19 protein-coding genes are annotated in these 19,574 nt (G+C 35.2%); 2 read left to right on the top strand and 17 right to left on the bottom strand.

Annotated features, from left to right (window positions below; translation table 11 throughout):
* Positions 1-45: 45 nt before the first annotated feature.
* From ACEN2N_RS13740 to rsgA, 9 genes are all read right to left on the bottom strand, one after another.
* Positions 46-795 carry a hypothetical protein gene (locus ACEN2N_RS13740; RefSeq protein ID WP_441824861.1) on the bottom strand — a complete coding sequence of 250 codons (750 nt, stop codon included), beginning with the start codon at positions 793-795 and terminating at the stop codon, positions 46-48.
* On the bottom strand, positions 782-1,345 hold the full coding sequence (locus ACEN2N_RS13735) for an RNA polymerase sigma factor (protein ID WP_441824860.1): 564 nt from the start codon (positions 1,343-1,345) through the stop codon (positions 782-784). The genes ACEN2N_RS13740 and ACEN2N_RS13735 overlap by 14 nt, the downstream gene beginning before the upstream one ends.
* 143 nt (positions 1,346-1,488) lie before the next feature.
* Positions 1,489-2,466: a polyprenyl synthetase family protein gene (locus tag ACEN2N_RS13730; protein WP_441824901.1), complete on the bottom strand. Its 978-nt coding sequence runs from the start codon at positions 2,464-2,466 to the stop codon at positions 1,489-1,491.
* A gap of 321 nt (positions 2,467-2,787) precedes the next feature.
* Positions 2,788-3,831, bottom strand: a complete 1,044-nt coding sequence (rlmN, locus tag ACEN2N_RS13725; RefSeq protein ID WP_441824859.1) for a 23S rRNA (adenine(2503)-C(2))-methyltransferase RlmN — start codon at positions 3,829-3,831, stop codon at positions 2,788-2,790.
* Between the two features lie 101 nt (positions 3,832-3,932).
* A complete protein-coding gene (gene queA / locus ACEN2N_RS13720) occupies positions 3,933-4,982 on the bottom strand; it encodes a tRNA preQ1(34) S-adenosylmethionine ribosyltransferase-isomerase QueA (protein ID WP_441824858.1) in 1,050 nt (349 codons plus the stop codon).
* 79 nt (positions 4,983-5,061) lie between these two features.
* A complete protein-coding gene (locus ACEN2N_RS13715) occupies positions 5,062-6,291 on the bottom strand; it encodes a 3-phosphoshikimate 1-carboxyvinyltransferase (RefSeq protein ID WP_441824857.1) in 1,230 nt (409 codons plus the stop codon).
* A 37-nt stretch (positions 6,292-6,328) separates the two neighbouring features.
* Positions 6,329-6,655 (bottom strand): nucleotide pyrophosphohydrolase, encoded by a 327-nt coding sequence (locus ACEN2N_RS13710; RefSeq protein WP_133674707.1) that lies wholly within the window; start codon positions 6,653-6,655, stop codon positions 6,329-6,331.
* Positions 6,655-7,107 carry a D-aminoacyl-tRNA deacylase gene (gene dtd / locus ACEN2N_RS13705; RefSeq protein ID WP_441824856.1) on the bottom strand — a complete coding sequence of 151 codons (453 nt, stop codon included), beginning with the start codon at positions 7,105-7,107 and terminating at the stop codon, positions 6,655-6,657. The genes ACEN2N_RS13710 and dtd overlap by 1 nt, the downstream gene beginning before the upstream one ends.
* Positions 7,104-8,057: a ribosome small subunit-dependent GTPase A gene (gene rsgA / locus ACEN2N_RS13700; RefSeq protein WP_441824855.1), complete on the bottom strand. Its 954-nt coding sequence runs from the start codon at positions 8,055-8,057 to the stop codon at positions 7,104-7,106. Before rsgA ends, dtd begins: the two co-directional genes overlap by 4 nt.
* Positions 8,058-8,164: 107 nt before the next feature.
* Here rsgA and ACEN2N_RS13695 point away from each other — a divergent pair, with 107 nt between their 5' ends.
* Positions 8,165-8,977 carry a hypothetical protein gene (locus ACEN2N_RS13695; protein WP_441824854.1) on the top strand — a complete coding sequence of 271 codons (813 nt, stop codon included), beginning with the start codon at positions 8,165-8,167 and terminating at the stop codon, positions 8,975-8,977.
* 181 nt (positions 8,978-9,158) lie between these two features.
* Entirely contained in the window at positions 9,159-9,599 is a 441-nt protein-coding gene (locus ACEN2N_RS13690) for a hypothetical protein (protein WP_441824853.1), read from the top strand.
* A gap of 60 nt (positions 9,600-9,659) precedes the next feature.
* Here the strand turns inward: ACEN2N_RS13690 and ACEN2N_RS13685 are convergent, their stop codons facing one another.
* The 8 genes from ACEN2N_RS13685 to ACEN2N_RS13650 all read right to left on the bottom strand — a co-directional run bounded on the left by ACEN2N_RS13685 (position 9,660) and on the right by ACEN2N_RS13650 (position 19,567).
* Positions 9,660-11,750, bottom strand: a complete 2,091-nt coding sequence (locus ACEN2N_RS13685) for a DUF5723 family protein (RefSeq protein ID WP_441824852.1) — start codon at positions 11,748-11,750, stop codon at positions 9,660-9,662.
* 155 nt (positions 11,751-11,905) lie between these two features.
* Positions 11,906-12,988: a bifunctional 3-deoxy-7-phosphoheptulonate synthase/chorismate mutase type II gene (locus ACEN2N_RS13680; protein ID WP_133674701.1), complete on the bottom strand. Its 1,083-nt coding sequence runs from the start codon at positions 12,986-12,988 to the stop codon at positions 11,906-11,908.
* A 5-nt stretch (positions 12,989-12,993) separates the two neighbouring features.
* Complete coding sequence (locus ACEN2N_RS13675; RefSeq protein ID WP_441824851.1) at positions 12,994-13,860, bottom strand: prephenate dehydrogenase; 867 nt, start codon at positions 13,858-13,860, stop codon at positions 12,994-12,996.
* A 73-nt stretch (positions 13,861-13,933) separates the two neighbouring features.
* Entirely contained in the window at positions 13,934-15,082 is a 1,149-nt protein-coding gene (locus ACEN2N_RS13670) for a pyridoxal phosphate-dependent aminotransferase (RefSeq protein WP_441824850.1), read from the bottom strand.
* Entirely contained in the window at positions 15,079-15,906 is an 828-nt protein-coding gene (locus ACEN2N_RS13665; RefSeq protein WP_133674698.1) for a prephenate dehydratase, read from the bottom strand. Before ACEN2N_RS13665 ends, ACEN2N_RS13670 begins: the two co-directional genes overlap by 4 nt.
* A gap of 345 nt (positions 15,907-16,251) precedes the next feature.
* Positions 16,252-17,571 (bottom strand): hypothetical protein, encoded by a 1,320-nt coding sequence (locus tag ACEN2N_RS13660; protein WP_441824849.1) that lies wholly within the window; start codon positions 17,569-17,571, stop codon positions 16,252-16,254.
* Positions 17,572-17,642: 71 nt separating this feature from the next.
* Positions 17,643-18,776: a serine hydrolase domain-containing protein gene (locus tag ACEN2N_RS13655; RefSeq protein WP_441824848.1), complete on the bottom strand. Its 1,134-nt coding sequence runs from the start codon at positions 18,774-18,776 to the stop codon at positions 17,643-17,645.
* Entirely contained in the window at positions 18,773-19,567 is a 795-nt protein-coding gene (locus ACEN2N_RS13650) for a head GIN domain-containing protein (protein ID WP_441824847.1), read from the bottom strand. Before ACEN2N_RS13650 ends, ACEN2N_RS13655 begins: the two co-directional genes overlap by 4 nt.
* Positions 19,568-19,574 lie beyond the last annotated feature (7 nt).

Here is a 19,574-nt window from a genome sequence, read left to right as displayed (position 1 = left end):
CTATAGCATATTATAGAGATTTAGGATAAAACGATTTGTGTTTGATTAATTATTGCGGTCTGCCACTGCAGTTCGCACTTTTATAAAACCGGCTTTTAAAGAATTAAAAATTTGGTCTCGAAAAGATTGATCAAGTTCTTCTTCAACCTCTGTCAACAAAGCCATTGCATCGACAGATTTATCTGTATTAAATATTCTATCTCGTAAAATTTCGTCTTGTGCTCGTTTCAATAACGAATCTACTTCTGCATCTGTGACTGCACTATTTTGCTCTAAAACATCTACCTGCGCAACTATAGCCGCAATTTTAGAATTTATAATTTCATCTGAAATTATTAGTTTAGAAGTAGTTTTTTCTGAAGATACATTCTCAACAACTGCTATTTCAACGGCATCATTTAAAGTTTTGTTCTCTTGTACTTCAGGTATTTTATACTTCTCAATTTCAACAGCCACACTTTCTGCCTTTGTATTTGTTTCTACTAAAACCACTTGTTCTTCTTTAAAAGTCACTGGTTCTTTAGCAATTACTTCTTCTAAAGTATCTTCTTTTTCTATGTCAACAATTTCTACTGGAATATCATTTACCACATCACTTCCATTAAAGTAAAAGAGTGCAACACCTATTAATACAACAACACTTGCCGCAACGCCCATCCATAGATACACAGGTTTCTTTTTTGCAGTATCATCATTTAATTCTGATGAAATTTTAGACCAAGCATTTTCTGACGGATGAATCTCCCGCTCTTGTAACTTGGCTTTTATATGTTTTTCAAATTTATCGGTTTCCATACCCTATAATATTTTGTTGCCTTAATTGTTCTTGAAGCAATTTTCGGGCTTTTAATAACTGAGTTTTTGAAGTACTCTCTGTAATTGAAAGCATTTCTGCGATTTCTTTATGCTTATACCCTTCGACTGTATAAAGCACGAATACCATTTTATAACCTTGCGGCAAAGCATCTATCAATTTTTGAATATGCTCGGTATCTAAATCGGTACTTTGCGATATTTCTTCAGATTGATTCTTTTCGTACACCTCATCATCATACACCACAAACTGCTGCTTTCGTAAATAAGAGATACTTTCTCGAATCATTATCCGCCTTAACCATCCTTCAAAACTACCTTCGAACTTAAATGTTTCTAGCTTGTTGAACATTTTTAGAAAACCTTGTACCATTACATCCTCGGCGAAATGAATATCTTTAATATACTGACGGCAGACACTCAACATTTTTGGAGCATGTTTTTTATACAAACGCTCTTGCGCATCGCGGTTACCCGATATTGCTTTTTTAATGAGCTGCTGCTCGTTTTTATAAAAAGGTATAATTTTCAAAATATTGGTTTGGTCTTCTATTAGCATAGACGCAGAAGAAGTAACTATAGTTGCCTGAAGATAATAAAAAAATAAAATTAATTTTTAAACTACTGAATTACAGCTATTTAAAAATTATTAAATTAAGAAATTTTTTACCGGATCTACATTTTACGATTCACCACGTAATTCACCATCAACTCTAAAGCACTTTTATACTCAGAATCAGGATACCTACTAAGCAGTTCTAACGCTTCGTCTCTATATTGTAGCATTTTAGTTACCGCATAATCCAATCCGCCTTTGTCTTTTACGAACCCGATAACTTCTTTGACCCGTTTTCTATCCTTATTGTGGTTTTTAACGGAATTGATTACCCAGCTTTTCTCTTTTTTAGTACAGTGGTTCAGTGCATATATTAATGGCAAAGTCATTTTTTGCTCTTTAATATCGATACCTGTTGGCTTTCCTATTTGTTTGGTTCCATAATCAAAAAGGTCGTCTTTGATCTGAAACGCCATACCGCAGAGCTCTCCGAATTTTCTGAAGGTTTCTACATCTGTACTATCTGGCTTAACCGAGCAAGCACCCAGCGAACAGCATGCCGCAATCAACGTTGCCGTTTTCTGCCTGATGATATCGTAATAGACATCTTCGGTAATATCTAAACGTCTAGCTTTCTCTATTTGTAATAATTCGCCCTCGCTCATTTCGCGAACGGCAACAGAAATAATTTTAAGCAGATCGAAATCTTCGTTATCTATGGAAAGCAATAGTCCTTTAGACAGTAAATAATCACCTACCAAAACAGCAATCTTATTTTTCCAAAGGGCATTTATTGAGAAGAATCCCCTGCGTTTATTACTTTCATCAACAACATCATCATGAACCAATGTAGCGGTATGTATCAATTCTATAACCGAAGCACCACGATAGGTGCGCTCGTTTACTTCGCCGCCATTCAACAGTTTTGCTGTTAAAAAAACAAACATAGGACGCATTTGCTTCCCCTTGCGATTTACGATGTAGTGGGTGATCCTATTCAGTAGCGCCACCTTAGAGGTCATTGAATCTCTAAACTTAGATTCAAACAGCTCCATTTCCTGATAGACAGGTTCTTTTATTTGCGCTACTATTTTCAGGTGCTATATATTAGAACTCCAAAATTAGTCAAAAGCTATCAGTTAACAGTAGTTGGCAAGGAGATAATAAAGTTTAGGAGTTAGGAGTTAGGAAAAAAAATAAATTCAAAATACAAGTGCAAGTGCAAAACTCAAGTTCAAGTTCAAAAATGCTTTTGGCTTTTGGCTTTTGGCTGTATTACAACTATTTAACTTCGCTAAAAACTCAAAATCAAAAAAGTCTATTATCTAAATTCTATTTTCTCTATTCGACCTAGTACTTCAGAATTCATACTTATTACTTTGTACTCTTTACTTAATACTTAATACTTATCACAAAAATCAAGATTTATTCGCCAACTGCCCACATGCGGCATCAATATCCTTTCCTCTAGAACGACGAACGGTTACTATTATATTATTCTTTTCTAATGTATTCACGTAGCGATCTATGGCTGCGTTTGAGGCTTGCTTGAACTCGCCATCATCGATAGGATTGTATTCTATTAGATTTACTTTAGAAGGTGCGAAACGGCAGAATTCTACCAAGGCATCGACATCTTTCTGGGTGTCGTTAATTCCGTCCCAAACTACATATTCGTAGGTTATTCTACTTCTTGTTTTCTCGTACCAATACACTAAAGACTCTCTTAAATCGCTTAAGGTAAACTTGGCATTAAACGGCATAATTGAAGTTCTGATCTCGTCGATGGCGGAGTGTAATGAAACAGCCAATTTGAATTTCACCTCATCATCTGCCATTTTCTTAATTAACTTAGGTACCCCAGAAGTTGAAACGGTAATTCGTTTTGGAGACATCCCCAATCCGTCAGGAGAAGTAATCTTATCAATTGCCTTTAAGACATTGTTATAGTTCATTAAAGGCTCTCCCATCCCCATAAAAACAATATTGCTCAATGGTCTTTCGAAATACAAGCGACTTTCGTTGTCTATGGCAACAACTTGATCATAAATCTCATCAGGATTCAGATTTCGCATACGTTTTAAGCGAGACGTTGCACAGAACCTACAGTCTAAACTGCACCCAACCTGACTAGATACACAGGCAGTGGTTCTTGACTTTGTCGGTATCAGCACCGATTCTACAATTAAATCGTCATGCAAGCGAACGGCATTTTTAATAGTACCGTCACTACTACGCTGCATTAAATCGACCTTAATATGGTTGATTACAAAATTAGCTTCTAGCATCTCTCTAGTTTCTTTCGATAGACTTGTCATCACATCAAAAGAATAGGCAGCTTTTTGCCATAACCATTCATATACTTGATTTCCCCTAAAAGCTTTGTCACCATTAGAAACAAAGAATTCTCTAAGCTGCTCTCGCGTTAGTGCCCGAATATCTTTTTTCTTTATTTCTTCCATCACGTTAAAGGTAGGTATTACTAATTATAAAAACCCGCTTTCTCCATTTGCAGATAAAGCGGGATTTTTTATTTATCCTTTTAACCAAGGATATTTTGAACTTATATAATCAACATGGCATCACCATAAGAGTAGAACTTATAGCTTTCCAATATTGCTTCTTTATACGCTTTGTTCATTAAATCATGACCCATAAATGCAGATACCATCATCAATAATGTAGATTTTGGCAAGTGAAAATTTGTGATCATCGCATTTGCTATACTAAAATCGTAGGGAGGAAAAATAAATTTATTCGTCCAACCTTCATAAGTATTCAACGTATGTTTAGATGAAACAGCGCTTTCTAAACCTCTCATTGCTGTAGTACCTACTGCACAAATACGACGTTTTTCTCTCTTTGCATTATTAACAATGTCTGTAGCTTTCTCATCAATAAATAACTCTTCGCTATCCATTTTATGCTTAGAAAGATCTTCAACTTCTACTGGGTTAAAAGTACCTAAACCAACATGTAACGTTAGTTCTGCAAAATCGACACCTTTAATCTCCAAACGCTTTAATAAGTGTTTAGAAAAGTGAAGACCTGCCGTTGGAGCTGCAACAGCACCTTCATGCTTTGCATAAATCGTTTGGTAACGACCTTCATCTTCTGGCTCAACTTCTCTTTTTATGTATTTAGGTAATGGAGTTTCACCTAATTCTCTAAGTTTTCTTCTGAAATCAACATATGCACCATCATATAAGAAACGTAATGTTCTACCTCTAGATGTAGTATTATCGATAACCTCAGCTACCAATGTTTCATCATCACCAAAATAAAGTTTGTTACCAATACGAATTTTACGTGCTGGATCTACAAGAACATCCCAAAGACGTTGCTCTTCGTTCAACTCACGCAAAAGAAAAACTTCGATACGCGCACCCGTTTTTTCCTTGTTACCATATAAACGGGCAGGAAAAACTTTAGTATTGTTTAGAACCATTACATCGCCCTCATCAAAATAGTCGATCATGTCTTTGAACATCTTGTGCTCAATTTTTCCGGTATCTCTGTGGATCACCATCAATTTAGACTCATCTCTATTTTCAGAAGGATGCTCCGCCAATAATTCTTTAGGAAGCTCAAAACTAAAATTTGATAATTTCATGTAGCTATTATATTTAATGCAGCAAATTGCGGCTGCAAATATACAATCTGAAGATAGGCCTTGTCAAGTAAATACCTATTTATAATTCTTTTATACTAAAATCTAGTTGTTTTAGATCGTTCCAAAAATCTGGATACGACTTAGAAACTACCTCTGCATCGTTCACAAAAAGTGTAGTTTTCATTGCCAAAGGCGCAAAAGCCATTGCCATTCTATGGTCGTTATACGTATCTATAGCTACATCTGCGTTAATTTCAACCGTTGGCAAGATGGTAAGTGTTTTATCGGTTACCGAAATACGCGCACCTAGTTTAGACAGTTCTGTATATAAAGCTTCTAAACGATCGGTCTCCTTTATTTTTAAAGTATGTAGACCTATTAAATGACAGCCCACTCCCAACCCGAAACAGGTAACCGCTATAGTTTGCGCAATATCTGGCGCATTTGCTAAATCGAATTCATTTTCAGCTAGTACCTTTTTGTCTGTCTTTGTTAAGGTGATTTTATGTTCACCAAATGTAGTTTCTACTCCAAAAGATGCATAAATATCTGAAAGTACACTATCACCTTGAAGACTTTTCTTTTTATATGCCGACAAGGTTATTTCTGTGCCTGGTGCTGCAAGTGCGCAAATACCATAGAAATAGGAGGCTGAACTCCAGTCAGACTCCACCACCAATGTTGTTGGTGCTACTTTAGATTTAGAAGACACTTTGATGATATTATCCTCAAATGAAGTTTCTACACCAATTTCTTCAAGTAATGCTAAAGTCATTTTAATATAAGGCACCGAAGTAATTTTACCGACCAACTCTAATTCTAGTCCGTTTTCTAAACTAGGTGCAATTAATAGTAGAGAAGATATATACTGACTACTCACATTTGCAGGCAAGCTCACTTTATCTTTTACAATACGTTGTCCTTTTATTTTTATTGGCGGATAACCTTCATCTTGTACATAAGAGATTTCTGCCCCCAAAGTTTTTAAGGCATTTACCAAAATTTCAATAGGTCGCTCTGTCATTCTTTTAGATCCGGTAAGAATTACTTCTTTGCCCTCTTGTGAAGAAAAATAACCTGTTAAAAAACGCATTGCCGTACCAGCATGATGAATATCTACCGTACCCTCTGAAATTTTCAAACCTTTTGCCATGACTTGGGCATCATCAGAATTTGAAATATTTTCTATTTTAATATCTGGGAATAAAGCAGCCAATAATAAACTACGGTTAGATTCACTTTTAGAACCTGTTATAGTTATAGTATCTTTTAATTGATGATTTGACGGACCGGTTAGATGGAGTTTCAATGCGTATAATTTTAAAAATAGAACGCCAAATATACGCCTATTTCAACTTTTTATTACTGTGATGACGGTCATGATCTCGCTTTGTTTTTAAATCTAACTTTTTATCGAAAGCTTGTTGTAAATCGATACCTGTTTGATTTGCCAAACATAAAACCACGAACATTACATCTGCCAATTCTTCGCCTAGATCTTTGTTCTTATCTGATTCCTTTTCACTTTGCTCACCGTAGCGTCTAGCAATAATTCTAGCGACCTCGCCTACTTCTTCTGTTAGCTGTGCCATATTGGTAAGCTCGTTAAAATAACGAACGCCATGTTCCTTAATCCAATTATCTACTGCAAGTTGTGCGTTTTCGATGTTCATTACTCTTTATTTTTTGTATCAATCAATATAGTCACGGGACCATCATTCAACAACTCCACTTTCATATCAGCACCGAATATACCTGTACCTACTTTCTTATCCATCTTTGATTCTATAGTAGCAATAAAAGCTTCATATAATGGAATCGCTACTTCTGGTCTTGCAGCTTTTAAATACGATGGGCGATTGCCTTTTTTTGTACTGGCATGTAGCGTAAACTGACTAACCACAATTGCATCGCCTTTTGTAGTTAAAAGTGACATATTCATCACCCCTTCATCATCATTGAAAATACGAAGGTTGGCTATTTTATTCGTAAGCCAATCAATATCTTCTTGGGTATCTTCATTTTCTATGCCGATGAGAATTAGAACACCACCTTCGATGGCGCTAATCTGTTTTCCATCAACCGTTACACTAGCTTTAGAAACGCGCTGTATTACTGCTCTCATTTTTTCTCGTCATGTATATCTACCCTATAATGCTCATCTTCGCCTTTTATCATTTGTAAGTAACTGTTATACCTACTCCATGCAATATCACCTGCATCTAAAGCATCTTTAACGGCACATTTTGGCTCATCTATATGTATACAGTTATTGAACTTACAGTGTTGTTTCAATTCAAAAAACTCTGGAAAATAATTGCCTATTTCCTCCTTTTCCATATCAACAATACCAAATCCTTTTATTCCGGGAGTATCTATAATACGTGCGTCAAAACTTAAATCGAACATTTCAGCAAAAGTTGTGGTATGCTGACCTTGAAGATGTTGTTTAGAAATTTGTTTTGTCTTAATATCCAAATTAGGCTCTATAGTATTGACCAATGTAGATTTACCAACACCTGAATGCCCAGAGAACATAGAGGTCTTGCCTACCATCATTTCTTTTACCTTATCTACATTTTTACCTGTTGCAGCAGAAATACCAATACAGGTATATCCTATTTTACGATAAAGGGCCGCCAAGAATTTGATCTCATCTAACTCTTCTGGTGTGTATGTGTCAATTTTATTAAATATCAAGACTGCCGGTATTTTGTATGCTTCGGCCGTAATTAAAAATCGATCGATAAAAACCGGATATGTAGGCGGGTTATTCAACGTTACCAACAAAAACACCTGATCTAAATTTGCAGCGATGATATGTGTCTGTTTCGATAAGTTAACAGACTTACGAATGATATAGTTTTTTCGTTTTTCAATTTCATTAATAATACCAAAGGTATCGTCGCCAGTAGTCTCTACCTCAAAACGCACAGAGTCACCAACCGCAACCGGATTTGTACTTTTTATACCTTTAATTCTAAACTTTCCCTTTATTCTACATTCATAGAAATCGCTATCTTCTGCCTTAACAGTATACCAACTTCCCGTAGATTTATAAACAATTCCTACCATTTATCCAAAATCCATTCCTTTTATACAAAGTAACTGCTTTAAATATAAAAATTAATATAAATTTGGAATTAGAACTATATTAGTAAATAACAACCAAAATCAAGAAAATGAAATCCGTTAAAAATTTATTGCTGACGCTAACCTTATCAGCGTTTACTTTTGGGGCAGCCCAGGAGACAATTACAAACGAATCTGTAGTACAAATGGTCGAGCTTGGTTTCGACGATTATATGATTATTGATAAAATAAACACTTCTGATGTAAAATTCGATGCTTCTATTACTGCTTTAGGTGCCATGAAAAATGCAGGTGTTTCTTCTGAAGTTTTGTCTTTAATTATGGATAAGTCTAAACAGAACACAATGTCTAAAACTGGTATTTATTTTACAGATGCAAGTGGTGAAGACAAATTGGTTCAACCAAGTGTATTTTCTGGAGCAAACTCTAATCAAGTTGCACAGAAATTAGTTTCTGGTTTAATCAACGCAAAGCAAAAAGCTCAATTACCGAAAACACAATCGAATAATGTTATTCGTCAAAGTCAGCCAGAATTCACCTTTATTTTTGATCCTAGTGTTACTCAAGTTGATAATATGCAAAACAATCAAGGTAGCGATGCCGGTATTTTTAACTGGTGGTTTAGAATGGCAAGTAACCCTAACGAGTTTGTGTTAGTAAAACTTACTGTAAAAGAAAATAAGAACCTTAGAGAAGTAATTACTGGCAAAAGTAGCTGGATCACAACCAGTAGTGGTATAGACCCTAAATACGCGCTTAACTTTGCCATAGAGGAAATTGAAGGAAATAAATTCAAAGTTACTCCTGATGCTTTAGAGCCAGGCGAGTATTGCTTTATCTACCAAGGTCAAGTACCACAAGGAAGAGAAAACCAATCTGTATTCGATTTCTCTATTCAATAATACTAGCACACATTTATAAAAAAACCCGATGTAAATACATCGGGTTTTTTTATTCCCAATACTTAGTCTTCAATTAATATAGTACCAGAATTAAGGTAATTTATACAATTTATCATGTTTTGAAGTGTTAGTAACTCATAATCATCTAAAAAGATGACCAATAATTAAAAAAACCAAAATCATGAAAAAAAGTATTTTTAGTATTTTATTAATTTTTAGTGGTGCTTTAAGTTTAAGCGCACAGGAGTTTAAAGTAATTACTAGCGTAGAATCTATCGTATCAAGTGGTATGGGACGTTCTAGAATTATAGATGGTAATGAGGAAAAAGACTATGCCGAATTCACCTCTACCCAAACCGAAGATGACAATACGCGTAACAAATCAAAAAGAGATGAGATTAGGGTAAAAGACTTTGATGAAACTAAATTGTTGAATTTCTTTAATATTGGTGGTATCCGTTTTCAGAATATAGCTGCAAATGATGCTGTCATAACTTCTAAGATAAATGCTATGGTTGCTGAAGGATGGGAATTAGCATTTGTTACCAGTGCCGTTGAAAGTGATAGCGGTAAGGGTGATTCCTCAGGTATTTTTATTACCCGATATATTTTTAAAAGATAAAAATTTGAAATAAAAAAAGCCCGGTAAAACCGGGCTTTTTTTATTTAATATATCTTATAACTATTGCGCTAAGTTTATTTCAACGCGTCTATTTTTCTGTCTACCATCTTTATACATATTGGTAGCAATTGGCTTACTTTCCCCATAACCGATAGCAGTTAACCTTGATGGTGAAATACCACCAGTAATTAAAAACTGCAATACGGCTTGTGCTCTTTTCTCCGATAATTTTTGATTGGTGGCTTCAGAACCTATACTGTCCGTATGCCCTTCAATTGTGAAGTTAGCATTTGGGTATTCATTCAATATACCAATAATATCGACCAAGACTGGTGTAGATTCAACTTTAAGCGTAGATTTTCCCGTCGTAAACAAAATTGTTTTTGCATACTCGTTCAAAGACTTTTGAACCTCAGCAGTAACTTCTGGCTCTGGACAACCTTTGTTTGCAACCGTACCCATTTCATTAGGACATTCATCATCTTTATCAACTACTAAATCGCCATCAGAATCTGCCCAAGGACAACCATTATTCTCTACTGGACCTGCCTCATTTGGACATTGATCTTCGTTATCCAATATAGTATCGCCATCAGTATCTACCCAAGGGCATCCATTATTTTCTAATGGACCTGCTTCTTCTGGACATTTATCTTCATTATCCATTACAGAATCTCCATCAGTATCACCCCATGGGCAACCATTATTTTCAATTGGACCTGCTTTTTTAGGACAGCCATCTTCTTTATTAGGAATACCATCACCGTCAGAATCTTTTGGCTGACCATAATACACCGGTATTTTTAAACCTGCATAAACGTCTGCTCCTTGAATCTCATTTTTTGTAAATGTAGATATCAATGACCCTGAACCAATATATAATGGTCCGGCACGTAAACCTGCGCCTACTTGCAAACCGCTATACTGATAGCTACTTACAGGTAAATAAAAACTAAACCACTTACTTTCAAAACGAGGGGTCAAAGAAAATACATTTGCAGTTCTAAGGTTATTCTCACCAGCAGAACGCATAGATACATCTGTATTGAAATTCAAATAAAAATTGTTCTTAATGTTCCAATCTGCATTAAAATGAAGTGCTGTCGGTAAACCAGCTTTCATATCTTCTGTAGCTTGTGTAAACGTATATAGATTCTGTAAATCATCAGAATCTTCAATGTTGTCATAATCATCTTGGGTAATGGTGTTGTTGATATTGTAATTATCAATTAAACTACCCCTATAATTAACGGACCCAATATCAGTAAGAGACAAGCCTAGTTTAAGCTTGTACTTATTCTTGTCTTTCATTACGGTTTTTTCACCGTCTGCGCCCGTAACCACATAATCTTCGTAATTAGGTCTCCACTCATAAACAAAACCTAAATCGAATCCGAACCCGTTTGCATCTGGCACTTCGTAATCATAGTTGTCATCATCATAATCATCTGCACGACCATAAATTAAATCGCCCGTAGATTCTAAAGTTCCTATCGTTGAACTATCAGGCAATGTTGCGCCGTCTGCATCATAATCTATGGTTACATTTCTACCTGTAACATATGCATTACCAAAACCTTTTAAATATTTTAACGAAAGTCCCCCTTTTAAAAAATGCTCCTCTTTATTCATTAATTCTTGAGCGTATGTAATACCTACTTCTGCCCAGCCATGCCCAGCGGCAAAGAAATCTCCTTCATCTACCAAAAAGTCTTGACTTTCATCAATGCTGTCATCTAAATCATCAATACTTTCGCCGTTGAATTCATTACCGGTAACAAAACTTCTTGCCCTAGTGAATACCGCTATAGATGATCTTCTACCTACGTTAAACATAAATGACGGACCTAATATATCTACGTTACCAGAAAAATTATTGTTGCTTGTCAACATTAGGTTCGCATCTCTATCAAAATCAAAATCACTTGACACTAAATCTGAATAACCGACACCTACATAATCATTGGCAAGAAAACCACTTACACCAACTAAATTGATGTCTGTTTTAAAGCGCGAGTCTGCGATATTTGCCGGGTTAGAAATGACTCCGTTTACCCCACTATAATTATCGGTTAAATAGCCAATATAAGATTGTGCTTTTGCTGATAGTGATACTACCAACATGATGGCAACTAATACTGCTTTTTTCATACTTTGGGTTTGGTTAAAATGGTTCTTTAGTCCCCTAAACGATACATATTGGGGGATATTGTTAATACGTACTACTTTTCTTACTATTTAAAAATTAGGCTAAAAAAAACATCCGCATAATACGGATGTTTTTTAGGTATAAAGTTAAGTTAACCTTAAGCGTTTACTATCTTTTCTTGATGACGAATAGACTCTTGGTGAATTGCTTTGAACATACGAAGAACAAACTCTTCACTTAAGCCCTTACTTTCTCCTTCTAGAATCATCGCTCCTAAAATTTCATTCCAACGTGTACTTTGCAATACTGCTACGTTTTTCTCTTTTTTAAGCTCACCGATAGCATCTGAGGTTTTCATACGCTTACCTAAAGTTTCAATTAATTGATTATCAATAATATCAATATTGGCTCTAAGGTTATTTAGCTTTGCATTATACTCAGCCTCCGTATTATCCTCTTTACGAATTTTGAGATCTCTCATGATCTGTACCAATTTGCTTGGTGTCACTTGCTGTGCAGCATCACTCCATGCGTTATCTGGATCATGATGTGTTTCTATCATCAATCCGTCAAAATTAAGATCAAGAGCAGTTTGTGATACATCAAAAATCATTTCTCTATTTCCTGTAATGTGCGATGGATCATTGATAATAGGTAAATCTGGAAATTTAGTTTGCAGATCAATCGCCATTTGCCATTCTGGAATATTTCTATATTTAGTTTTCTCATATGTAGAGAAACCTCTATGTATTACTCCCAAATTTTTAATATCTGCAGTAGCCAAACGCTCAACAGCTCCTAACCATAAAGCTAAATCTGGATTTACAGGATTCTTTACCAATACAACTTTATCAGTTCCTTTTAATGCATCGGCTATTTCTTGAACGATAAACGGACTCACCGTTGATCTTGCGCCGATCCATAATAAATCGATATCGTGCTCTAATGCTAATTCAACGTGTGCACGGTTTGCTACTTCTGTAGCTGTTTTCATGCCCGTTTCTGCTTTAACTTTTTGAAGCCATTTAAGACCCAAAGCACCTACACCTTCAAAATTTCCTGGGCGAGTACGTGGTTTCCAAATACCGGCTCTGTAATAGTTTACATCGGTATCTTTTAAGGAGTGCGCTATACCTAACACTTGTTCCTCTGTTTCCGCACTACATGGCCCTGCTATTACTAGTGGATGGTCTAGGTTTAAGTCATCCAACCATGTTCTCATTTGTTTTGAATTTTCCATTTTAATTATTCTATTTCTTGTTTAACGGTATTCCTATTTAATATTCCTTTAATCTTATTCGTATTGTTCATTTCATTATAAATGCCCTCGTAATCATCGTTTAACAACATTTCTTTAAATGCCGTTAAATTTTGAATATACTCTTCTAATGTTTCCACTACATTTTCTTTATTCTGTTTGAAAATGGGTGTCCACATGGCTGGCGAACTTTTTGCCAAACGCACCGTACTCTCGAATCCACTGCCCGCCATATCAAAAATATCGCGCTCGTTCTTTTCTTTTTCAATCACCGTTTTACCCAACATAAATGCACTAATGTGCGATAAATGCGATACATAAGCAATGTGCTTATCATGAGCTATAGGGTTCATATATCGAATTCGCATACCCACCGCTTGAAAAACTTTCAACGCCCTTTCTTGCAATTTAAAAGCCGTTAGCTCTACCTCGCAAATAATATTCGTTTTGTCTTTGAACAAATTGTTTATCGCTGCAGACGGACCAGAGAATTCTGTTCCTGCAATAGGGTGGCAAGCTAAAAAATTTCTTCTCTTCGGATGATTCTCTAAAGTTTTACAAATTAGCGCCTTCGTTGATCCAACATCAAAAACTACACAATCTTCATTAACGGCATCTAATATGGCAGGAAGCTCTGTTACCATAACATCAACAGGTATACTTACAATGACCATATCTGCCAATTGCAAATCTTGATAGATCGCTTTCTTATCAATAATGCCCAAAGTCAATGCCTCGGCTAAATTTGCTTCATTAGATTCTACGCCATAAACGGTAACATTGTCAAAAGCAGATTTTATATCTTTTGCCAAAGAACCTCCTATTAATCCGATACCTATTACAAATACATTCATAATCATCCGATAACCCCTCTAAAAATTGGGGATATTTTTTTGCTTCACTTTAGTTGATCGCCGTTGTTCTCAACTAATCAAATCTTTTAATTGCTTCTTTTATTTTTTCTTTTGCTATACAAAGCGAAAAGCGAATATAGCCTTCGCCATTACTACCAAATATGGTACCCGGGGTAATGAACAAATCTTTTGTGTACAATACATTATCTATAAAAGCTTCTGATGATACACTGCCTTCTGGTAATTTTGCCCACACGAACAAGCCCACGGCATTTTTATCATATGCACAACCAAGCTTGTCTGCCAATTTAAATACCAACTCTCTACGTTCGCTATATACCGCATTTAAGTTTTCGAACCATCCATCGGCACTTTCTAATGCTGCAATGGCTCCTTTCTGAATACCATAGAACATACCAGAATCCATATTACTCTTCACCTTTAAAATAGCATTAATATGCTCTTCGCTTCCTAATACAAAACCTACACGCCAACCGGCCATATTAAACGTTTTGCTTAATGAATTTAATTCTAAACAAACCTCTTTTGCATTCGGTATACTTAAAATACTCGCAGGTTCGTCATTTAAAACAAAACTGTACGGATTATCGTTTACCAATAGAATTTGATGATGTTTAGCAAAGTCGACTATTTTTACAAACTGCTCTTTGGTAGCCGAAGCACCTGTTGGCATATGTGGGTAACTTAACCACATAATCTTTACCTTAGATAAATCTTGCTTCGCCAATACTTCTAAATCTGGAAACCAACCATTGTCTTCGGTTAAATCATAGTATTTAGGCACTGCACCTACCAAATTAGTTACAGATGTGTACGTTGGATACCCCGGATTAGGGATGAGCACCTCATCACCAGCATTTAAAAAAGAAAGGCTAATATGCATTATACCTTCTTTTGAACCCATTAGGGGTAAAATCTCAGATTCTGGATCGACATCAACACTAAACCTTTTTTTATAAAAATTAGCAATTGCAACTCTTAACTGAGGTAACCCTTGGTAACTTTGATATTGATGCGCACCACTTTCTAAAACCGCACTCTGTATTGCATTCAATACTTCTTGAGACGGAGCCAGATCCGGACTACCGATTCCCATATTTATGATCGGTTTACCTTGCGCCATTAAGCCGCGTACCTCTCTCAATTTTTTTGAGAAGTAGTATTCCTGTATAGTATTTAACCTTTCGGCAGTACGTATCATTGTCTTACATTTTTATATTCACCCAAAACCTTAAAGTCTTCTGCCATGATGTTCAATAGACTTTTTGCTTTAGTAAAATCTGCATAATCAGTAAAAGTGACATCCACAAAAAATGAATACTTCCATGGCGTTTCTATTACCGGCAACGACTGTATTTTTGTCAAATTCAATCTACAATCGCTCATAACATTAAGCACAGCCGCTAAACTTCCCCTTTTATGGTCGGTTATAAACCTTAACGAAGCCTTTGTAATTTCAGCCTCTGGTAGCACATTGTTTTTTGTCTTTACAATGATAAAACGAGTAGCGTTATTTTGTATCGTCTGTATGTCGTTCGCTACGATGTCCAACCCATATAATTCAGCTGCAACTTTTGGCGCGATAGCCGCAACATGCTTTAACTTTTGCTCTTGTATGCGTTTTGCAGTCTCGGCAGTATCTACATCTTCTACCAATTTAATGTTCGGATATTGTCTAAAATAGTCCTTACACTGCAACAAAGCCATCGGGTGAGAACTGACCTCAGTTATATCTTCAATTTTCTGACCTTTTAATACCATTAAATTGTGATGGATATTTAAATAATATTCCCCAATGATGTGTAGATCATTATGGTTTACCAAAGCATAATTAGGAATAATCGAACCCGCAATAGAATTTTCTATCGCCATGACACCTTGATCTGCTTCTTTTGACAATAACTTATCTACCAAAGCATCGAAAGAAAGACATTCTACAAGTTCAATATCATTACCAAAATAATCTATAGCTACCTGATGATGGTTACTTCCTTTAATTCCCTGTATGGCTATTTTTAAACTCATAATTCACATTTCAACTTACTGCTTTACCCTTTAATTATGTTTGGAGTGATTTCAATTTTTAGACAAAAAAAAAGTTCCGATGTACATCGGAACTTAGATTCTATTTTATATTTAAAATATACTACAACAGTCCCGTACCTCTCTTAAAAAAGAAGTAAAAATAAAAACCGTTCCAGAAATATTGTTTTGTCATTGTGATTGTAAACTTTGGCTAATGTAGTAATTATATTTAAAAATGGTCATTTTCCGTTTTATTTTTTTTAAAAATTCAATTTCTATCTCAAAAAGCGAAGCTTTTGTGTTAAAAATTGAATTAATCATCAATTAACACCACGATACCATAAATCAATTAGAAACTGTATTGGGCTGATAATAAAAGGGAATAGTCCACGTAAACTCTTTTACATCACCCAGAGTTTTAGTTACCACCAAGGTATTCTCACCTTTCTGCAAGAACTCTCTATCTATAAAGCCTACAATACCAAATTGCTCAGAAATTAAATGATTTTTCTTTAGAAAATTAATTTTTACCGGAATACCATTCAATGTTACTTTATGATATTTCTCATAACAAGTAAGATCAAACTTTCGCAAATTCAACCTATTTTCATCTCTACTTAGACCATCATCTTCAACAAATTCTCCACAGGTATTTTTTTGATAATTAAGCTCATGGTGAAAAACAGGAATAAATAATTTTACAGTATTGCCTTCAATAATATCTGATTGTATTTGTGGAGTCAATAAAAATGATTCATCAGAATTTTGATCACTATAGTAACTTAAATACATAAGACTAACATCATGATCTTTTGGAAAAATCAAATGAAAAATATTTGTATCAGTTACTTTAACAAAGGTTAAAAACATACCTGATACAAAGAATAATAATACTAGATACACTAACGATTTTTTCTTTTTGAAATTGGACCCAAACACCATTGACACTTGTAGTAAATTACGATACAAAGGACCATAAGTAACCATTGAAACTAATCTAACAACTTTGAACATCCATGTTTGAACATCAACATTGTTTTTGAACTTTTTCAAATTTCCTACAATACCAAAAATCGTTTGAAATACAACAAGGCCAAAGATTAGAAAAAGAGGTATTAATAGTATATAACTTGGCACATAATCTAATAACAAATTATAAATCAGCATGTAAATGCTTAAAAACAATGACATGTATGAGTAAATCAAAAGAATGGTGAATGCCACAGAAAAAATCACACTACATAATTCATCTACCTTTTGAATAGTATCTTCTTGCTTTGGCAGTATGGCCAAAATCTTCTCTGTATAAATTTTAGAGTATGCACTGTCTTCAACACTATAATCAGGAAACACAGAGTTTAACCCCACCAGGCCTATCCAATAGGCCCGTAAAATAAAATGTATTACAAACATAGATACCAGAACACTAATCGCCAGCAATCCTATGATTGTTATCATATAGCCATAAATATGCTGTTCAATAGGTAATAGATCTATTAATCTATTGGTAACCCACTCTATAAACCCAAATAATTGAAATGTACCGAATATGGCAATTGCAGAAACCAATAATTCTGCTTCCCAACTTTCTTCTTTAAGTCGTTGAAGCCATTTTATATTCTTTTTATTTTCTAAAACGGGAGTGGTTTCTGGTGGTAAGCTCATTCTGTATTATAGTCTCAATGGTTAGTGAGACTAATATACCGTTTCTTTAAAACTTAAGAAACATTAAATCATTAAGAATCAATCTCGTCAAAAAAGCAATTGATTACGGCATCTAGCTCTTGTTGTATTTTTGGGTCGGTGCAATTAATCAAGATCGAAAAAACAAGCTGCTCTTCGGGGTAGACAAAGAAATTAGCATATCCGCCTACTCCATTACCAACATGTCCAAAGAACTTTCTTCCTTTGGCATCTTCACTCACCTGCCAGCCTAAACCGTAATATGTAGAATTACCTTCAACTTGTTGCGAGGTTAAAAATTGATTGAGAATCTCTTCGCTGATTTCAACTTTCTTATCTAAAAATGCTTGTCCGAATTTTGCAATATCTTCAGAGGAAGACAAATATCCGCCGCCTGCTAGTTTGTAAAAATTATCGACAGGTATTGCTTTTCTAAATCCAGTTATACCTTTTGTATAAAATTTGGTTACCAGGTCTTGTTTTTCGGATGTAGAAATAAAATTAACATCTTCACCTGTTTGTCTTTGGTTAAGGTCAGAATGAGATTTTGGAATACATGTGTTTTTCATCCCTAACGGATTCAGCACCTTCTCTTGCACATATTCTTCAAACGGAATTCCGCTTGCCTCTTGCATTGCTGCAGAGATCATTACCCAGTCAAAACTATTATATAAATACTCGGTACCCGGTTCATAAACTAAAGGGTCATTTTTAAATATATCTAAACCTTCTTTTATAGACAAAGGTTCATTCAAACCATATTCCTTTCCTTTGTATACTCTAATGCCTGCTGTATGGCTAGCTAAGTGACGAATAGTAAAATCCCATTCTTTTTTAGGATAATCTGGTAAATAGGTATAAAAAGACTCATCTATATCTATAAGACCATCTTGAACCATATAAGCCAATGCCGTCGCAGCAACAGGCTTCGAAACACTGGCAATTCTGAAAATTGTTTTTTTCGGATGTATAAATTGTTTTTGTTCTAAATCGGCATAACCGTACCCTTTTTGAAAGATGCTTTTCCCGTCTTTTAATACGGTAATTGCAATTCCGGGAGCTTTGTTGTGTTTTATTAATTCTTGTAGTAAGAAATCTGCATTTACAAGTCCGCTTAACTGAGTATCATCTACCAACACACGTTTAGCAGCAAATATGTTTTTCAGATATTTGAGTATCGGTTTCATTCCACAAAAATCAGGCGACCGTTATACAATTCTTCTACGGCAACTGTGGGTGGTCGGTTATAACTTCGCAAATCTCCCGTACCTCTCAAAACGCCAGTTAAACTCTCTTGCGGATTCACCAATAGATCATTCGAACCTCTATGATTTACATTTACCCGCTTTGTTATCAGTTCTTGAGCTTCTACTCTAGAATCACCTGCAGCAATACTAATATTGAAACTTTCTGCGCTGCCTTTCAACTTGAAATAAGAAATTCCATTACTGGTTAAACTTAAACTGGCTACATCTAATTCTAAGTTAAATTCACCATCTGTAGTTTCTGCTTCGGGATCTGTAAAACTTTCTGAAAGCAGGCTTAAACTCTCAAAAGCCAGCACTCCGTCACTTTGAATAGGAAAACCGGTACTACTACGAATACTGGTTAAATTCGGTGTAGTAACATAAACTATGGTTGCACCATAATCACGTACATAATTACAATCATTAATATCGGTAAGTAATAATCGACCATCTTCAACAACAGCAGCTACCTCATTACGCAAATTTTGTCCTGTTTCAATTTCTACTTTTTGAGTGTCGCCTTGTTTAATAACCAAGGTTACATTTTCAAAAGCGGTAATAGTCGTAAAGGCTGCCACCGAAACTTCTTCTCTACTAATTTCACCAGTTTCTTGAAAACAATCTGAAGCATTTTCAGAGTCGCAAGAGCTTAACAAGAGCACTAAAACTAATGACAAGAAAAAGAGGTCTTGACTGCGCTCGACCAGACAATTAAGTGAATTACGTATCATTTTTATC

The sequence above is a fragment of the Maribacter spongiicola genome (genome assembly GCF_052119685.1).
Classification (GTDB): domain Bacteria; phylum Bacteroidota; class Bacteroidia; order Flavobacteriales; family Flavobacteriaceae; genus Maribacter; species Maribacter spongiicola_A.
This window is presented reverse-complemented; position numbering and strand designations above follow the sequence as displayed.

Bases quoted from the DNA above. Each gene is read 5' to 3' on its own strand.
- ACEN2N_RS13740 (WP_441824861.1), bottom strand. From the start codon at position 795: ATGGAAACCGATAAATTTGAAAAACATATAAAAGCCAAGTTACAAGAG.
- rlmN (WP_441824859.1), bottom strand. From the start codon at position 3,831: ATGGAAGAAATAAAGAAAAAAGATATTCGGGCACTAACGCGAGAGCAG.
- queA (WP_441824858.1), bottom strand. From the start codon at position 4,982: ATGAAATTATCAAATTTTAGTTTTGAGCTTCCTAAAGAATTATTGGCG.
- ACEN2N_RS13710 (WP_133674707.1), bottom strand. From the start codon at position 6,655: ATGAACATCGAAAACGCACAACTTGCAGTAGATAATTGGATTAAGGAA.
- dtd (WP_441824856.1), bottom strand. From the start codon at position 7,107: ATGAGAGCAGTAATACAGCGCGTTTCTAAAGCTAGTGTAACGGTTGAT.
- rsgA (WP_441824855.1), bottom strand. From the start codon at position 8,057: ATGGTAGGAATTGTTTATAAATCTACGGGAAGTTGGTATACTGTTAAG.
- ACEN2N_RS13695 (WP_441824854.1), top strand. From the start codon at position 8,165: ATGAAATCCGTTAAAAATTTATTGCTGACGCTAACCTTATCAGCGTTT.
- ACEN2N_RS13690 (WP_441824853.1), top strand. From the start codon at position 9,159: ATGAAAAAAAGTATTTTTAGTATTTTATTAATTTTTAGTGGTGCTTTA.
- ACEN2N_RS13685 (WP_441824852.1), bottom strand. From the start codon at position 11,750: ATGAAAAAAGCAGTATTAGTTGCCATCATGTTGGTAGTATCACTATCA.
- ACEN2N_RS13680 (WP_133674701.1), bottom strand. From the start codon at position 12,988: ATGGAAAATTCAAAACAAATGAGAACATGGTTGGATGACTTAAACCTA.
- ACEN2N_RS13675 (WP_441824851.1), bottom strand. From the start codon at position 13,860: ATGAATGTATTTGTAATAGGTATCGGATTAATAGGAGGTTCTTTGGCA.
- ACEN2N_RS13670 (WP_441824850.1), bottom strand. From the start codon at position 15,082: ATGATACGTACTGCCGAAAGGTTAAATACTATACAGGAATACTACTTC.
- ACEN2N_RS13665 (WP_133674698.1), bottom strand. From the start codon at position 15,906: ATGAGTTTAAAAATAGCCATACAGGGAATTAAAGGAAGTAACCATCAT.
- ACEN2N_RS13660 (WP_441824849.1), bottom strand. From the start codon at position 17,571: ATGAGCTTACCACCAGAAACCACTCCCGTTTTAGAAAATAAAAAGAAT.
- ACEN2N_RS13655 (WP_441824848.1), bottom strand. From the start codon at position 18,776: ATGAAACCGATACTCAAATATCTGAAAAACATATTTGCTGCTAAACGT.
- ACEN2N_RS13650 (WP_441824847.1), bottom strand. From the start codon at position 19,567: ATGATACGTAATTCACTTAATTGTCTGGTCGAGCGCAGTCAAGACCTC.